This is a genomic window from Acinetobacter nosocomialis (assembly GCF_041021905.1).
GTDB classification, from domain to species: Bacteria; Pseudomonadota; Gammaproteobacteria; order Pseudomonadales; family Moraxellaceae; genus Acinetobacter; species Acinetobacter nosocomialis.
On record NZ_CP157432.1, the window covers coordinates 3,748,213 to 3,764,431 of the forward strand.

Below are 16,219 nucleotides of genomic sequence, written 5' to 3' on the forward strand. Positions count from 1 at the left end.
ATTAACTACGTACGATATTTAAGAAATGTAAATGACGTTCGTACTGATCAATAATATCCTGAATCAAATCTTCCTGCGTCCAGTCCATTACATCGTAGTTCTGCCCACCCTCTCTCAAAAATACTTCGGCTTGGAAATATTGACCATCTTCTGCTTCCGTACGACCAATTAAAAAACTTGGTGGTACTGTTTCACGTGAAACAACTTTATAAATAAAATTAATTTCATGATGATGATCGACTCGAAGCTGCATACCATCTTCAACTTCACTAATTGAAACTTCAAGATGACGACGTCTAAACTCATGCTGAATATTTTCAAAAGCTCGTGAAACCTGCTTTTCAATATATTGCTTCACCTCTTCTTCACTATGAGGATAATGCATGATCAAACCTAATCGTTGTTGCCAACTTCTTGGGTTATGAATGGCACGTGGGGTAATACGAGCTTCCTGAATTGCTTGCATTTTCGTGACATCAAGATGCAAAGCTTTTATTAACCCCCAACTCATCAAGAGCATGACTACAGTAAACGGCAACGCACTCATAATAATTGAAGACTGGAGTGCAGCAAGACCGCCAACCAAGAGTAAAATAATAGCCAGCACAGCCATCAATACTGTCCAGAACAGGCGCTGCCAAGTTGGTGAATTTTCAGTTTTTGCTGTTAAGTAGTCAGTAACGAGTGCTCCCGAGTCTGCTGAAGTCACAAAAAATAAAACCACTAAAATAGTAGCCAGAATATTCATGACACCTGACCATGGCAAGTGCCCTAAAAACTCAAATAGAGCAACTGAGGAGTCTTGCTGGACAGCCTGAATGAGAGTGGTTTGATGTTCATGGATAATGCTAAATAACGCGGCATTTCCTAAAAAGCCCATCCAAATGATGGTAAAGCCTGTCGGAATAAGAAGAACACCTACAATAAACTCTCGAATGGTACGACCACGGGAAACCCTTGCGATAAACATACCCACAAATGGTGACCATGAAATCCACCAAGCCCAATATAAAATGGTCCATCCCCCAATCCATCCATTTGGCTGATAAGCATATAAATTGAATGTCATGGTGAAAAGGTTAGATATATATTGCCCAGTATTTTGAATAGTGGTCTGAAGTAAATAAATACTAGGGCCAGCGATAAAAACAAATACTAATAATATTAAAGCTAAGACTAAGTTTAGCTCTGATAAGCGTTTAACCCCTTTATCTAAACCTAAGAACACAGATAATGAGGCTAAAATACTCACAAAAATAATGAGTAGAACTTGAATATTGGTACTTTGCTCGACACCAAATAAATAATGTAAACCAGAGTTAATTTGGGTGACACCAAATCCCAGAGAAGTCGCTACACCAAATACCGTACCAATGGTCGCAAATATATCGATACTGTCGCCCCACGGCCCATAAATCTTTTTACCAATGAGGGGGTAAAGGGCTGAGCGGGTCTTTAACGGTAAATTATGACGATAAGCAAAATAAGCTAATGCTAAACCGACCACAGCATAAATTGCCCATGCGTGTAAGCCCCAGTGGAAAAAAGTCACACGTAGAGCTTGCTGAGCTGCATCAATTGTCTGCGCATCTCCACTTGGTGGATTGACATAGTGCATGACAGGTTCAGCAACACCGAAGAACATTAAGCCAATACCCATACCGGCAGTAAACAGCATGGCAAACCATGAACCGTTACTATATTCAGGCTGGCTATGGTCAGGACCTAATTTAATCCGACCTATCGCAGAACAGGCAATATAAATGAGTAAAATAAGAAAGAATGCAACTGATAGAACATAGAACCAGCTAAATGAATCGGTGATCCACTGCTTTAACTGTTGCGTTAAAAGTTCAAAAGAACTCGGAGCGATCACGACAACTGCTAGGAACAAAGCAATAATAATGACCGTACCCAAAAAGACATTGGGATTAACATTTGCGAACCAACTCGTTTGTTTGGAAGGCATAAATCCTCCATGTTATTTTAATGAAAAGTGACAGGCATGAAGCCAATAAAGACATTCAGGAATGAACAAAGTTATATCTTTCAATAGAGAAAGCCGATCATACTGTAAACAAACTTAATTAATATTGCAGTTACAAAGGTGTAAATAAATTAAAACACCTCCTTCTTTATTTATCAGAATTCTTTTTAGGGGCATGAGAAATATACTGTAAAGCGATCAAACGCGTAACAATTAATGCCAAGTACATAACACCACAAAACATTTGTAACATCGCTAGAACACGTGCTGGTGGACTAAGGGGCATGAGGTCAGACAACCCTGTCGCTGACTGCAAACTAAAGCTTAAAAATAATAGATCTAGCCAAGTTTGTAAGTGATAAACATGGTTTGGATTTTGGAAGCTATTTGGAATTAGCAACTGACAAATGTTGTATAAAAAAGCAAATCCCCAAGCAATTAAAGTAAAAACAGCTGCTGCTGCAAACAGCTCATCTCGTGTCAAATATCGGTCAGCAAACATATAACGAAATAACCCATAAGCTGCCGAGAAGTAAGCTAAAGCTTCACAGCTATGAGCAAAAATCTGGATGGTTAAATTGCTGTAGCCTAATAAAATAAACACTGACGATATAATTGCGCCACTTACAAAGGTAAGTCCTAAAAAGGTAAACATAGGTGTTTGACGAATCACTTTAGCAATAATGAGTAAAGCAAGTACTCCTAATGCCCAAGTTAAAGTTCTATAAACCTCATTATCAAAAGTCAGCATAGCCAGAATAAGTAAAATGAATTGCACAAACAGCAACCATGCAGAAGGCAATAATCGAAAGCTCGCCCAGAACTCGATAATAGATCGCATTTAATTATTTTCCATTTTTTCATTATGTTTTGAATTATAGAAAATCATACTGTACAAAAAATAGGATAAACAAGTTGTTCTTTATTAAGGAGCTTCTTTTCAATAACCTTTAGGAGAAAAACAAAAAAAGCCCCGTAGGGCTTTTTATGACATGTTTAATACATTCTGATTAGTGGTCTGATGCACCAGAAGCACCAATACCTGTCATTGAACGTACATATTGTGCGTCGAAAGCAGCACGTTCTTTTTTCGCACGTGCTGAGTTATCAGTCACTGAGAAGAACCAACAGCAAAGGAACGACAATGGCATCGCAAACAATGCAGGACCATTGAACGGGTTAATTGGTGTATCTGAGATTTTTAAAGTATCAACCCATACCGCTTTAGATAAGATGATCAGTACAACAGCTGTTACCAAACCAACCACCCCACCAATCACAGCGCCACGTGTGGTTAAACCTTTCCAGAACATTGAAAGAACAAGTACCGGGAAGTTCGCACAACAAGCCACAGAAAACGCTAAACCTACCATGAATGCTACGTTTTGCTTTTCAAATAAAATACCCAAGATCATGGCAAAAACTGCTAAACCAAGCGTCGCGATTTTTGACATACGAAGTTCAGAAGCTGGAGTCGTTTGACCTTTTTTAAATACGTTAGCGTATAAGTCGTGTGAAATTGCAGATGCACCTGAAAGTGTTAAACCAGCAACAACAGCAAGAATCGTTGCGAACGCTACTGCTGAAATGAAGCCCATGAACAAGTCACCGCCTAAAGCGTCACTTAAATGCACAGCTGCCATGTTGTTACCGCCAACCAGCTCAAGCTTTCCTGTCATTGCCATTTTCGCAACATCAAGGAATTGCGGGTTGTTTGATACAAAAAGGATCGCACCGAAACCAATAATGAAAGTTAAAAGGTAGAAGTAACCAATAAAACCTGTTGCAACGACTACAGATTTACGTGCTTCTTTTGCGTCTTTTACAGTGAAGAAACGCATAAGAATGTGTGGAAGACCCGCTGTACCAAACATGAGTGCTAAACCAAGAGATAAAGCATCAATTGGGTTTGCAGCAAGTTTACCAGGACCCATAATTTTTGCAGCGTCGGCAAGGCTTATGTTATGGACTTTACTGAACACTTCAATAGATTGGGTGAACATATTGCTGAAACTGAAACCAACAGCTTTCATGACCATAAATGCCATAAAGGTTGCACCGCTCAGTAACATGACCGCTTTAATGATTTGTACCCATGTGGTTGCCAACATGCCACCAAAAATTACGTATGCCATCATTAATAGACCAACAATGACTACAGCAATGTTGTAGTTCAAACCAAATAGCAATTTAATCAGCTGACCTGCACCCACCATTTGCGCAATTAAATAAAATGCAACAACTACAAGTGAGCTAAAAGCAGCTAAAGTACGAACTGGTTTTTCTTCAAGACGGAATGACACTACGTCGGAAAGGTTATATTTACCGAGGTTACGTAAACGCTCTGCTACCAAGAATAAAACGATTGGCCAACCGACCATGAATCCCAGAGAATAAAGTAAGCCATCAAAACCAGAGCTAAACACCATTGCAGAAATACCAAGGAATGACGCCGCTGACATAAAGTCACCCGCAATTGCCAAACCATTTTGGAAACCACTAATTCCGCCACCAGCCGTATAGAAATCTTGTGCTGATTGAGTTTGTTTTGCAGCCCATTTAGTAATGAACAATGTGAAACCAACAAAGATGACAAACATGATGATGGCATGCCAGTTGGTTGCTTGCTGCTCAGCTTCACCTAAATCCGGGCCTGCCATAGCAACTGTTGAATATAGCGATGCTGCCGCCAATAAGGCTTTCGCTTTTAATGAATTCCATTTCATATTAGTGTAATCCTTTCTCGTGCGTGATGGCCTCGACTTCCTTCAACGCTTCTTCACTCAACTGATCAAGGGTGTTATTCGCGATGTAGGAATACACGCCACAAAGTACGAAAGATAAAATGATAATTCCTATTCCAAGAGGAATCCCCCATGTCGTTACACCGCCACTAAATGAACTCATCAAAAATTCTTTGTTGTAGCCTACAAGTAGCATAAAGCCCACGTAGAGAATTAACATGATGATGGTGAGGGTCCAACTTAATGCACTTTTTGTCTTGACCATTTTTTGAAACTTTGGATTACGTAGAATCTGTTCCACTTGGCTTTGATCCATAACCAAACTCCTTACATAGTGCCCAACCTTGGTCACTTTTTTTTAATGTATTTTTTCATTATTAAAGTTAGCAAGATTACCTCTAAGTCGTAACTTAGACTTTGGTCGTTAAAATTTAATCAATTTATAGCTTTGTATCGGCATAGGTTATGATAGACACACGGTTTCACTTATGTAGGTCATATGAACAGCTGGCTGATTATTGGGGTGCTCACTCTTTATATTGCGCTTTTATTTGTCTGTGCTTTTTTTGGTGAGAAGCATGCCAGTCGTCTTGGCACACGTGGCCGCATGTTTTTATTTAGTTTAACTTTAGGTGTCTATTGCTCATCATGGACATTTTATGGGGCAACCGGTGCAGCCGTACGTGAAGGCGTCATCTTCTTGCCTATTTATTTAGGCCCACTGTTATTTGTCTGGTTTGGTTACGATATCTGGCGGCGTTTAGGTCGAGTACGCCAGCACCATGCGATTTCGTCAATCGCTGACTTCGTCGCAGCGCGCTATGGTAAAAGTGGTGTGCTGGCCTCATTAGTTACTATTCTGGCGGTTATCGCGATTATCCCCTACCTCGCATTACAGCTCCGTGCAATCGCTTTAAGTACCTCGGTCATTATGGAGCAAAGCTCGCATATTCATACAACGACCAACAGTGTGTTATTGCTCACCAGTGTGCTTGCGATTTTAGCCATGATCTTTGGCACCAGACAGATCGCAAACACGGAACAGCACGGCGGCCTCATGCTTGCAGTTGCATTTGAGTCATTTGTGAAGTTATTTGCCTTACTTTGCGTTGCTTTATTTTTTATTTTTGAATCACCAGCTAACCTCAGCCAAATGACCTCTGATGTAAACCAGACTTTTCAGGAGGTTCAGCTCTTTGGTGTACCTGAAACTTTCTGGATTCAAACTTTACTGGCAGGCTTAGCCATTATTTGTTTACCACGCCAGTTCCACGTGGCGGTAGTCGAGCTACGCGATGAAAAGCATATTCGCGGTGCCCGTAAATGGTTCGCGGTTTATCTCATTTTAACTATTTTAGCTATTATCCCAATCGCAAGCTGGGCTTTGCATGCCGCACCGAAATTCCTAACTGTACCCGATGTGGCTGTACTGTCACTGCCGTTAAGTTACAACCAAGAATGGCTCGCTTTACTAGCCTTTTTAGGTGGCTTTTCAGCTTCGACAGGTATGTTACTGGTTTCATCAGTTGCATTGTCTATCATGCTCAGTAACGACTTGATTATGCCTGCCTTATGGCGTTTTAAATTGCTGTCGCGTCATGATAAACATTTACCTAAAGTTCTGAAGTTCAGCCGTCGTATCAGTATTGTCGCAGTGATGCTACTTGGCTTTTTATTTTTCCATTTCTTTAATGATATTAACCAACTTTCAGTTTTTGGTTTATTGGCGTTTAGTGCTGTAGCGCAGTTTGCTCCGGCACTGATTGGTGGTTTGTACTGGCGTGGCGGAAGCCGCCAAGGTGTCTATGCAGGTCTGATTGTTGGATTTTTAATGTGGAGTTATACCTTACTCTTTCCAACAATTTTGCGTAGCTTGCCTGAAGCCTATCAGGATGCTGCTCAAAGTATTTTGCTTTTTGGTCCTTTTGGCATTAATGCCTTACGTCCGGAATCTTTATTTGGTTTTGAGTCATTTGCACCTTTAACTCACGGTGTCATTTGGTCACTTGGTTTAAATATTGTTTTATATATCTGGATTTCAAAAATTTATCGACCAAGTGTGGCAGAACAAATTCAGGCAGAAAGCTTCTTCTACTATGAAACTAAGCCTTTACCATCACCGCACACATCTACTGATTTAACCTATCTTCCTCATGACGCGGCCCGTTTAAAAGTAGGTGATTTATTTGCCTTGGCAAAAAGAATTACAGGTGAGCAACCCACTACACAAGCGTTCGAGAACTTTTGTGAGCAAAATCATCTCACACTCAATCCAAATACAATTGCCAATGGTATGTGGTGGCGTTTTACCGAGCAATATCTGGCCGGTATTATCGGTGCTGCTTCTGCACGTACTTTGCTCACGACAGCCATGATTAATAACGGCCTTGCTTTGGGTCAAGTCGCTAATATTTTAGACCAAGCATCTCAGTGGCAACGTTTTAATCAAAATCTGCTTATGACCATGATTGACCACATGACCCAAGGGGTAAGTGTGGTCGATAAAAATATGTGTCTAGTCGCGTGGAACAACCAATATTTAAAACTATTTGGTTATCCAAAAGACCTTGTTTATGTCGGCTGCCCAATTGCCGACCTGATTCGTTATAACGCTGAACGCGGCGAATGTGGCCCCGGTTCAGTCGAAGAGCATGTACGCAAACGTCTTCACTGGATGAAAGTCGGCAGCGCCCACGAGTTTGAACGTATCCGTAAAGACGGCCGCGTTATTCAAATGCGAGGTAACCCAATTTCAGGCGGTGGTTTCGTCACGACATTTGCCGATATTACGGCCTTCCGTGCGAACGAAGCCGTACTTGAAGCTCGCGTAAAAGATCGGACTCAACAGCTTGCTGATGCCTTAACTGAACAACAGCTTGCACGTGAGCAAGCTGATATGGCCAATATGTCCAAGAGCCGATTTATTGCTGCGGCAAGTCACGATCTATTACAGCCTATGCATGCTGCTCGTCTGTTTAGTACTGTTCTTGAGCAAAGCATTTCGACTGAAGAAGACCGCCAAACCTTACAGCAACTTGACCGAGCACTCTATGGTGCAGAAAGTATGCTGTCTGCCCTACTCGATATTGCACGTTTGGAAGGCGGCACCATACAACCAAAGAGACAACCTTATCCATTGCATGATTTACTCAGTGACCTTGAGTTGCAGTTTAAATCAATCGCTGCTCAGCGGAATATTTCACTAAAAGTCCACGATGTGTCTTTCTGGATCGATACTGACCCGCAGTGGATTCGTCGTATTATTCAAAACTTTGTCAGCAATGCCCTACGCTATACCGCCAAAGGTCGAGTGGTAGTAGGCGTACTTCGTTCTGCACAGCAATCTGGTAATATTCGAATTGGGGTTTGGGATACTGGACCTGGTATTGCTGAAGAACAACGAATTAAGCTATTCCAAGAGTTTGAACGTTGCGGACATTTATCACCTTGGGGTGAACAAGGTTTAGGATTAGGTCTCGCCATCGTACAACGTATGACAGGTTTGCTAAATTACCCTGTTCATGTTTACTCCGAGTTAGGCAAAGGCTCATGCTTTATGATTGAGGTGCCTATTGTCGAGCCACCAAAAGTAGCAACACCAACTGTACAGGCCGTGCCTTTAAAAACAAAAGCCTATCGTATTTTGTGCCTAGACAATGATGAAACGATTCTTGAAGGTATGAGTAGTTTATTAGGTCGATGGGGTTATCAAGTTTTTAAAGCCACTGAACCTGAGCAAGCTCTAGACATTATTCAAAAAGAGAATATTCAGGTTTGGCTCATTGACCAGCATTTAAATAACAATCAGCTTGGCGTTGATTTTATTAATCAAAATCGTCAAGAAGATGTTCCCGTTGCCTTAATTACAGCGGACTCCCATCCCGAGTTACCACAGCAATTAAAAGAACTAAATATAGTTCTACTTAAAAAACCACTAAAACCGGCCTCATTAAGAGCTTGGTTATCTGGTCTTAAAATTGCTAGTACGACAGACTAATCATTTATCGCTTCCCAACTTTTGATAAGTTTGGGAAGCGATTCTTGGCAAAAATGTTTAGCTAAATTTAAGCCAATAGGCAGAACTGCTCAAAATGTCTACTTTTACTCAATAAATTATTGACCAAAATTTCCAAAGACTCTTTTTCTATGGCAAAGCTCACCTTTTTTGTAAGTGAACACTTGTACACTTAGTTACAATTTAATAAGACATTGTTTTTATAATTATTTATTTACTAAAAACCACTATATACGACTTTAGTCGTATTCTACTTGCATTATGCATGTCACATAAATATTCAAAACGCATTTTATTCGTCTGACGATTTATTTGAACTTATTTTGCCTGATCGCACCCCTGCTCATGAATTAACGCAAAGGACCACTGCCATGAATATTTCTGATAACAGTCCACAAGGCCAACTTTCTTCTCAACAGTTTTATCGCCAATACAGTGCCAATGCCTTACTTCCAGAGTTAGATTGGCAAAGTATTTTTCCGCACAGCAAGCTGAGCGAAGCACATATCAAAGCTCTTAATACAATTTATCAGTGTGCTGTGCCCCTCGCACTTAATGTATTTCATGATTTAAATTTTGATGTATTTGCACCTGCTGCTTATCATCCGCAAGGTTTGGGCTTATTTGACAAGTTAGCGCAACAAGAAGAGAACTTCTTAAAAGTCCTCACTGCTGAAAGTGAAAATCTTGATCATGACACACGCCATCAAATCTGGAGCATGCTTCTACGCGGTGGTGCTGTTCTGGTTTTCAAGGCTTGGCTTGGCCATGTCAAACTCGGAGAAAACCAATTAGATATGACTCAGTTTGATGAACTTTCTGACTTACTCTTTATTAAGACACCTCCACATCAACTTGCTGAGCGTTTGCATGTAGATGAAAAAGCAAAACTTGACCATATCTTCTTAATGTATGGCAATGATATTTTTCTTGATCGGTTCAACAGCCTAGAAACCGCAGCACTTTTTGTTGATTTAGGTGTTTATGATGCAGCTTTCTTAAGCTTGCGTGATGACCGGGTAGCTGAATATTTAAAAAGTAAAGGCTACGTGACCCAAGAACAAATTGATGATTTGCAATGTGCTCTTAACCCACTGTACTGCGACAGCCTAACACCTAAGCAAGATTGCCTTGCTTAAGTGGAACATATAAAAAAGACCTCCATTGAGGTCTTTTTTATTTTAGATTTTTTTATCTTCAATATTTAATGCACTAATTGCCAATACAGCCTGTGTACGATTTTGTACGCCTAGTTTTCTAAAAATAGCGGTTACGTGCGCTTTAATGGTGGCTTCTGAAACATCAAGCTCGTAAGCGATCTGTTTATTCAACAAACCTTCCGCAACCATCATCAAAACACGGAATTGTTGAGGCGTTAACGACTGAATACGTTCAGCCAAAGCAGTTTCATCTGCCGCACGCGGGTCAAGATTAATATTTGATGGAAGGTTTGGTGGTAACCAGATTTCGCCATCTAGAACTTGACGAATCGCTTCACCAATATGACTTGGATGAGCCGATTTAGGAATATAACCCATTGCACCATGTGCAATCGCACGTTGGATAATTGACGCTTCTTCGTGTGCAGAAACCACAATAATTGGAATAGAGGGATATTGTGCTCTTACATAGACCAGAGCAGAAAAGCCTGAAGCACCTGGTAAGTTTAAATCAAGTAATACCAGATCAGGTTCTGCCCCATTTTCCAAACGCTCATAAAACTCATCAACCGAAGCTGTTTCATGAATTTGTGCCTGTGGCAGGCTATAACGTACTGCTTGAATCAAAGCATGACGAAACAAAGGATGATCATCAACGATTAAAATATTCATAAGCGATTAAAGTAATCTTGAGCATAAGTATGGCCTATTGTAACCCTACTATTTAGATGAAAGATATGCTCATCTTATCCATTTTTATGCAAAATGTTGTTAAATACAGTCCTTTGCTTCGTTTTTCAGTTGTTTTTTACCTTTTAATCAAAATTAATCTATTTTTTATATAAGCTTCATTTTTATTCTAAAAAAGATATCACCAATAATTATATAAAATAAAAACAATTGCTTAACTTACTATTAAATTATAAAAATCAACTATTCGGGTTTTATATTTAAAACTGATAAGGTTGACCAATTTCGTTATTTTACAGTTTGCCGTCATTGTTGATTAATAAGTCCAATGTTGTTTTTTAGGCTTAGGAACCAAATCATGACTGGTATCGCATCATCAAAACCTTTAAATATTGTTGCTGTTTCTGGTGGCTTAAATACCCCATCTAAAACCGAAAGTCTGGTTCAGGCCATTCTTGATGAGTTATCTGAAGCAATTGATATTCAAGTTCACTTTATTAAATTAAGTGAAATCGGACCATTATTAGGCGGTGCATTTTATCGCAATCAACTCCCGCAACGTGTACAAGATGACCTTGCAGCAGTTGAAGCAGCAGATGCCTTGATTGTGGGTACACCTGTCTACCGTGCCTCTTTTACCGGTCTTTTCAAACACTTCTTTGACTTCGTTGAACAAACTGCATTAGTCGATGTACCTGTACTTTTAGCTGCGTCAGGTGGTAGTGATCGCCATGCTCTGGTACTCGAACACCAACTTCGCCCATTGTTCAGCTTCTTCCAAGCACAAACTTTACCAATTGGCGTATACGCAACAGATCGTGACTTTACTCCTGAATATACAGTGAAAAGTGAGCAACTAGCTGACCGTATTACACTGGCCGTAGCGCGTGCATTGCCAATTTTAGAGTGGGCGCCAGCAAAAGGTAAACGTGCTGAGGTGGTTAAACCTAAATCTCAACAAGCGAATCAAGAGCTTGGTATTAACAAGCAAATTGAGCAAGAAGAAGTATTACCTTCGGCAGCTGTACCAAACCTTGATGCAGCAGAATCTCGTTTGCATCACAAGTCTGGTAAATCATTAACGCATGTTGCCTAAGCGCAATATAGCTAAATAAAAATAACGAATGGGGAGAGAGCACCATGACGCAATTACAACAACCAATTAAATTTGCTTATTGGGTACCAAATGTAAGCGGTGGCCTTGTAGTGAGTAACATCGAACAGCGTACAGACTGGAGTTATGACTACAATGTTCGACTTGCACAGGCAGCCGAAAACAATGGTTTTGAATATGCGCTCACCCAAATTCGTTTTACGGCGGGCTATGGGGCAGAAAACCAGCATGAGTCCGTGAGTTTCAGTCATGCATTACTTGCAAAAACTGAAAAACTTAAAGTGATTGCGGCAATTCTTCCCGGCCCTTGGAAACCGGCACTTGCAGCTAAACAGTTGGCTACGATTGATTATCTAACCGAAGGCCGCATTGCTATTAATGTGGTAAGTGGTTGGTTTAGAGGCGAGTTTGATGCGATTGGTGAAGAGTGGCCTGAGCATGATGAGCGTTATGTTCGCTCTGAAGAGTTTATTCGCACGCTAAAAGGAATCTGGACCACAGATAACTATAGTTTCGATGGTAAGTATTACCAATTCCAGAACTACACACTTAAGCCAAAACCTCTGCAAAAACCACATATTGAAGTCTTTCAGGGCGGCAGTTCACGTGCAGCAAGAGATATGGCGTCTCGTGTATCCGACTGGTATTTCACCAATGGTAATACTGTAGAAGAAATTCAAAAACAAGTCGAAGATATTCGCACCAAAGCAAAAGCCAATAATCACCATGTCAAAATTGGGGTAAATGCGTTCATTATTGCCAGAGATACCGAAGAAGAAGCTAAAGCAGTACTTCAAGAAATTATTGATAAAGCCAATACTGAAGCAGTCAATGCATTTGGCGATGCAACTCGTGAAGCGGGTGCGGCTTCACCAGAACAAGAAGGCAACTGGGCAAAATCAACTTTTGAAGATTTAGTTCAATATAACGATGGCTTTAAAACCAATTTAATTGGTACACCTCAGCAAATTGCAGAGCGTATTGTGGCGCTTAAAAATGTAGGTGTCGATTTGGTTCTTTCCGGTTTCTTACACTTTATTGAAGAGGTGGAATATTTCGGAGAAAAAGTTCTGCCGCTCGTTCGTCAGTTAGAACTTCAACAGGAAAAGGAGGTAGAAATCCCAGCTAAATCAGCCTAAAAAACTCCAGTTAAACAGCGCAAAATAATAAAAACAACAAATTAAAATAAAGTTTTATTGGCTCCAAGACTCGGCTTGGAGCTTTTATTTTTTAAGATTTCTCAACTTCTCGAACAACAGTTTCAACCGAATAGCGGCACCATTTTGAAAGAACCTCAATAAATTCATTTAATGCTGTAGGTTCAAAATGACTCACAATCATATAACAGGCATTACCCATAACCTTAAAGCATTCATCAATCTGTTCGTATTGCTTGACCAAATTTTCAATTTCTTCAAAAGCGCGTTGTTCATTTAAATGCAAATGAATAAATTGTTTATGTAGGTATTGCACAGCAATGGTGTAGTTTTTGATAACTCCTGCATCCATCAACTGGGCTATTCGAGCACCTACAGCCTGCCCCGTTCGATGGACACGCTGACCAATTTCTTTATTTGTTAAACGGGAATCTTGCTTGAGTAATGCAATAATTTTTAGATCAATCGGGTCTAATTCAATATTCATTTTTCATGGCGAAAGAAAACTTGCGATAATGCTTTCATTTGACTATAGCCGATTTTTCAAGCAGAGAATAATCTTGTTTTATCTCATATCAACAAGAGTGTTCTCATGAAACAAGCACTATTAGTTATCGATGTACAAAATGATTATTTTAAAAATGGCAAAATGGAATTGGTTGGACCAGATCAAGCGCTCGATAAAATAAAACAGCTCGAGCAATATTTTATCGAAAAAGATTTACCGATTATTTATGTGCAACATATTAACCCGCCGCAGGCTAGCTTCTTTCAAGAAAATACAGATGGGGTTTTACTTCATCCCGAACTTCATGTTCATAATGATTCGTTGGTTGTAACCAAGCATTATCCCAATAGTTTTTTAGAAACTAATTTAGAAGAACTTTTAAAAGCACACCAAATTGATCAACTCGTGATTACAGGCATGATGACACATATGTGTATTGACTCAGGAACACGCGCAGCCAAAGAGCTTGGCTATCAACCCATCTTAATTGCAGATGCCACCGCAACACGTGATTTAAGCTATGCTGGAAAGACCGTAAAAGCTGAAGACGTGCAAATAGCTTTTTTAACTGCGCTTAGTACATTTGCAAATGTACAAAATACAACTGACTTTCTAGCAAGCTCTTAATGGCGCTTAATAAAAAAGCCCCCTTAGGGGCTTTTTTAGAGATTATTTTTGTCTATCGGGATAAACCGTGGCAATTAACTGCTCTACTACAGCAGGTTCAGCTAAGGTTGAGGTATCGCCCAAACTATCAAGCTCGTTTGCCGCAATTTTTCTTAAAATACGGCGCATGATTTTGCCAGAGCGCGTTTTAGGTAATGCTGGTGCCCAATGCAATGCATCTGGTGAAGCTACTGGCCCGAGTACTTTACGTACCCAGTTAATTAACTCTTTACGCAGCTCTTCCGATTCTGGAACACCCGCCTGTAAGGTCACGAAAGTACAAATACCTTGTCCTTTAATATCATGCGGCATACCCACCACGGCTGCTTCTGCTACTGATTCATGCGAAACAAGAGCACTTTCAATTTCAGCCGTACCTAGACGGTGGCCTGAAACGTTTAGGACATCGTCAACACGACCTGTAATCCAGTAATAACCATCTTCATCACGGCGAGCGCCATCACCTGTAAAATAAGTATTTTTGAAGGTTGAGAAATACGCCTCAATAAAGCGGTCTGGGTCACCCCAAATGGTACGCATCTGACCAGGCCATGAATCTTTAATCACAAGGTTACCTTCAGCTGCACCTTCTAATTCATTACCTTCACCATCTACAATGGCTGGTTGAATACCAAATAAAGGACGCGTTGCCGAACCTGGTTTTAAAGCTGTTGCACCCGGTAATGGTGCAATCAAAATACCGCCTGTCTCAGTTTGCCACCATGTATCAACAATTGGGCAACGGCCTTCGCCGACAACATTGTAGTACCAGTTCCAAGCCTCTGGGTTAATAGGTTCACCAACCGAACCAAGTAAACGTAAACTGCTACGATTACTTTCGCGTACATACGAATCACCTTCTCGCATCATGGCACGAATCGCGGTTGGCGCTGTATACAAGATAGAAACTTTATGTTTATCGACCACATGACCAAGACGTGCCCATGTTGGATATTGAGGTACACCTTCGAACATTAAGGTGGTCGTACCATTTGCCAACGGACCATAAATCAGATAACTATGCCCTGTAATCCAACCAATATCGGCTGTACACCAATACACATCGTCTTGTTTTAAATCGAAGACTTCTTTGAAAGTACTGGTTACATAGACCAGATAACCGCCTGTGGTATGCAACACACCTTTGGGTTTACCTGTTGAGCCTGAGGTATAAAGAATAAATAAAGGGTCTTCTGCCTTCATTGGTTCTGGAGGACAGTCAGCATCCACCTCCATAATAATAAGGTGATACCACAAATCACGGCCTGGCTTCATTTCGATTGGGTTTGCATTACGGTAAACCACAACCACATTTTCAACACACTCGGTACCCGGCAATGCTAAAGCCAAATCGACATTTTCTTTAAGTGGTAACAGCTTACCGGCACGTAGGCTTGAGTCTGCGGTAATTACAAGTTTAGCTTGGCTGTCTTCAATACGGCTTGCCAAAGAGTCTGGCGAGAAGCCACCAAATACCACGCAGTGAACTGCACCAATACGGGCACAAGCTAACATGGCAATTGCAGCCTCAGTCACCATTGGCATATACAGCACAACGCGGTCACCTTTACCAATGCCATATTTCTTTAAAACGTTGGCAAAGCGGCAGACTTCATCGTGTAATTCTTTATAAGAAACGATTTTATGACGAGAAGGATGGTCACCTTCCCAAATAATGGCAGGTTTATGTGGATGTTCTTTAAGATGCCTGTCCAAGCAATTTGCTGACACGTTCAACTCACCATCAGCAAACCATTCAATTTTGAAATTGTCTTTGTCAAAACTGGTATTTTTAACTTGGGTAAATGGCTTTATCCAATCGACAATTTTAGCTTGCTCTGCCCAGAATTCATCTGGGTTCTCGATAGAGTGTTGATAACGTTTAAAGTAGTCTGCTTCAACAGTACGAGCTGTTTTTTTAAATTCCTCTGGTACTGGATAGATCTCATTCATACGCAACTTCCTTGATCTTGTGCATCCCATCTCGAGACTGTGGCTATTATTTTACTGGATCTTATTTGTATGCCTTTTCAGTATGATGACTCTCTCAAAGTCAAAACAATCCGACTTTGGTCATATATTAATCACTTACTCAAACATACGAAATTGTGAACATTTTTATAAAATTAAGTTGATTTAAAACATTTGTCTATAGCTTTTACTTTTATAATTTTTTTA

Annotated in this window: 12 protein-coding genes; 5 read left to right on the plus strand and 7 right to left on the minus strand. The window is 40.4% G+C overall.

Annotation, left to right across the window (positions count from 1 at the left end; genetic code table 11):
- Position 1: 1 nt before the first annotated feature.
- The 4 genes from ABLC00_RS17570 to ABLC00_RS17585 form a co-directional block, all read right to left on the minus strand.
- Positions 2-1,969 (minus strand): choline BCCT transporter BetT, encoded by a 1,968-nt coding sequence (locus ABLC00_RS17570; RefSeq protein ID WP_004711521.1) that lies wholly within the window; start codon positions 1,967-1,969, stop codon positions 2-4.
- 166 nt (positions 1,970-2,135) lie between these two features.
- The gene (locus tag ABLC00_RS17575) at positions 2,136-2,828 is read right to left on the minus strand and encodes an ion channel (RefSeq protein WP_006580844.1); all 693 of its coding nucleotides are present in this window, start codon (positions 2,826-2,828) and stop codon (positions 2,136-2,138) included.
- A gap of 169 nt (positions 2,829-2,997) precedes the next feature.
- Positions 2,998-4,713, minus strand: coding sequence for a cation acetate symporter (locus ABLC00_RS17580; protein ID WP_002053821.1), 1,716 nt, complete (start codon positions 4,711-4,713; stop codon positions 2,998-3,000).
- Between the two features lies 1 nt (position 4,714).
- Positions 4,715-5,047: a DUF485 domain-containing protein gene (locus ABLC00_RS17585; RefSeq protein ID WP_002053967.1), complete on the minus strand. Its 333-nt coding sequence runs from the start codon at positions 5,045-5,047 to the stop codon at positions 4,715-4,717.
- A gap of 183 nt (positions 5,048-5,230) precedes the next feature.
- Here ABLC00_RS17585 and ABLC00_RS17590 point away from each other — a divergent pair, with 183 nt between their 5' ends.
- Positions 5,231-8,728 (plus strand): PAS domain-containing hybrid sensor histidine kinase/response regulator, encoded by a 3,498-nt coding sequence (locus ABLC00_RS17590; protein ID WP_006582473.1) that lies wholly within the window; start codon positions 5,231-5,233, stop codon positions 8,726-8,728.
- Positions 8,729-9,117: 389 nt separating this feature from the next.
- Complete coding sequence (locus ABLC00_RS17595; RefSeq protein ID WP_006580841.1) at positions 9,118-9,885, plus strand: hypothetical protein; 768 nt, start codon at positions 9,118-9,120, stop codon at positions 9,883-9,885.
- A 42-nt stretch (positions 9,886-9,927) separates the two neighbouring features.
- Here ABLC00_RS17595 and ABLC00_RS17600 read toward each other — a convergent pair whose 3' ends face one another.
- Positions 9,928-10,578: a response regulator transcription factor gene (locus ABLC00_RS17600; RefSeq protein ID WP_001023261.1), complete on the minus strand. Its 651-nt coding sequence runs from the start codon at positions 10,576-10,578 to the stop codon at positions 9,928-9,930.
- Between the two features lie 376 nt (positions 10,579-10,954).
- On the opposite strand from ABLC00_RS17600, the gene msuE reads away from it, so the two are divergent.
- Both msuE and sfnG read left to right on the plus strand, forming a co-directional pair.
- Complete coding sequence (msuE, locus tag ABLC00_RS17605; protein WP_002053935.1) at positions 10,955-11,692, plus strand: FMN reductase; 738 nt, start codon at positions 10,955-10,957, stop codon at positions 11,690-11,692.
- Between the two features lie 44 nt (positions 11,693-11,736).
- Positions 11,737-12,849: a dimethylsulfone monooxygenase SfnG gene (gene sfnG, locus ABLC00_RS17610; protein ID WP_002053823.1), complete on the plus strand. Its 1,113-nt coding sequence runs from the start codon at positions 11,737-11,739 to the stop codon at positions 12,847-12,849.
- 91 nt (positions 12,850-12,940) lie between these two features.
- Here sfnG and ABLC00_RS17615 read toward each other — a convergent pair whose 3' ends face one another.
- Positions 12,941-13,354 (minus strand): Lrp/AsnC family transcriptional regulator, encoded by a 414-nt coding sequence (locus tag ABLC00_RS17615; RefSeq protein WP_006582472.1) that lies wholly within the window; start codon positions 13,352-13,354, stop codon positions 12,941-12,943.
- 105 nt (positions 13,355-13,459) lie between these two features.
- On the opposite strand from ABLC00_RS17615, the gene ABLC00_RS17620 reads away from it, so the two are divergent.
- Positions 13,460-14,002, plus strand: a complete 543-nt coding sequence (locus ABLC00_RS17620) for a cysteine hydrolase family protein (RefSeq protein WP_004711510.1) — start codon at positions 13,460-13,462, stop codon at positions 14,000-14,002.
- Between the two features lie 42 nt (positions 14,003-14,044).
- On the opposite strand, the gene acs is transcribed toward ABLC00_RS17620, so the two are convergent.
- Positions 14,045-15,994: an acetate--CoA ligase gene (gene acs / locus ABLC00_RS17625; RefSeq protein ID WP_044422644.1), complete on the minus strand. Its 1,950-nt coding sequence runs from the start codon at positions 15,992-15,994 to the stop codon at positions 14,045-14,047.
- Positions 15,995-16,219 lie beyond the last annotated feature (225 nt).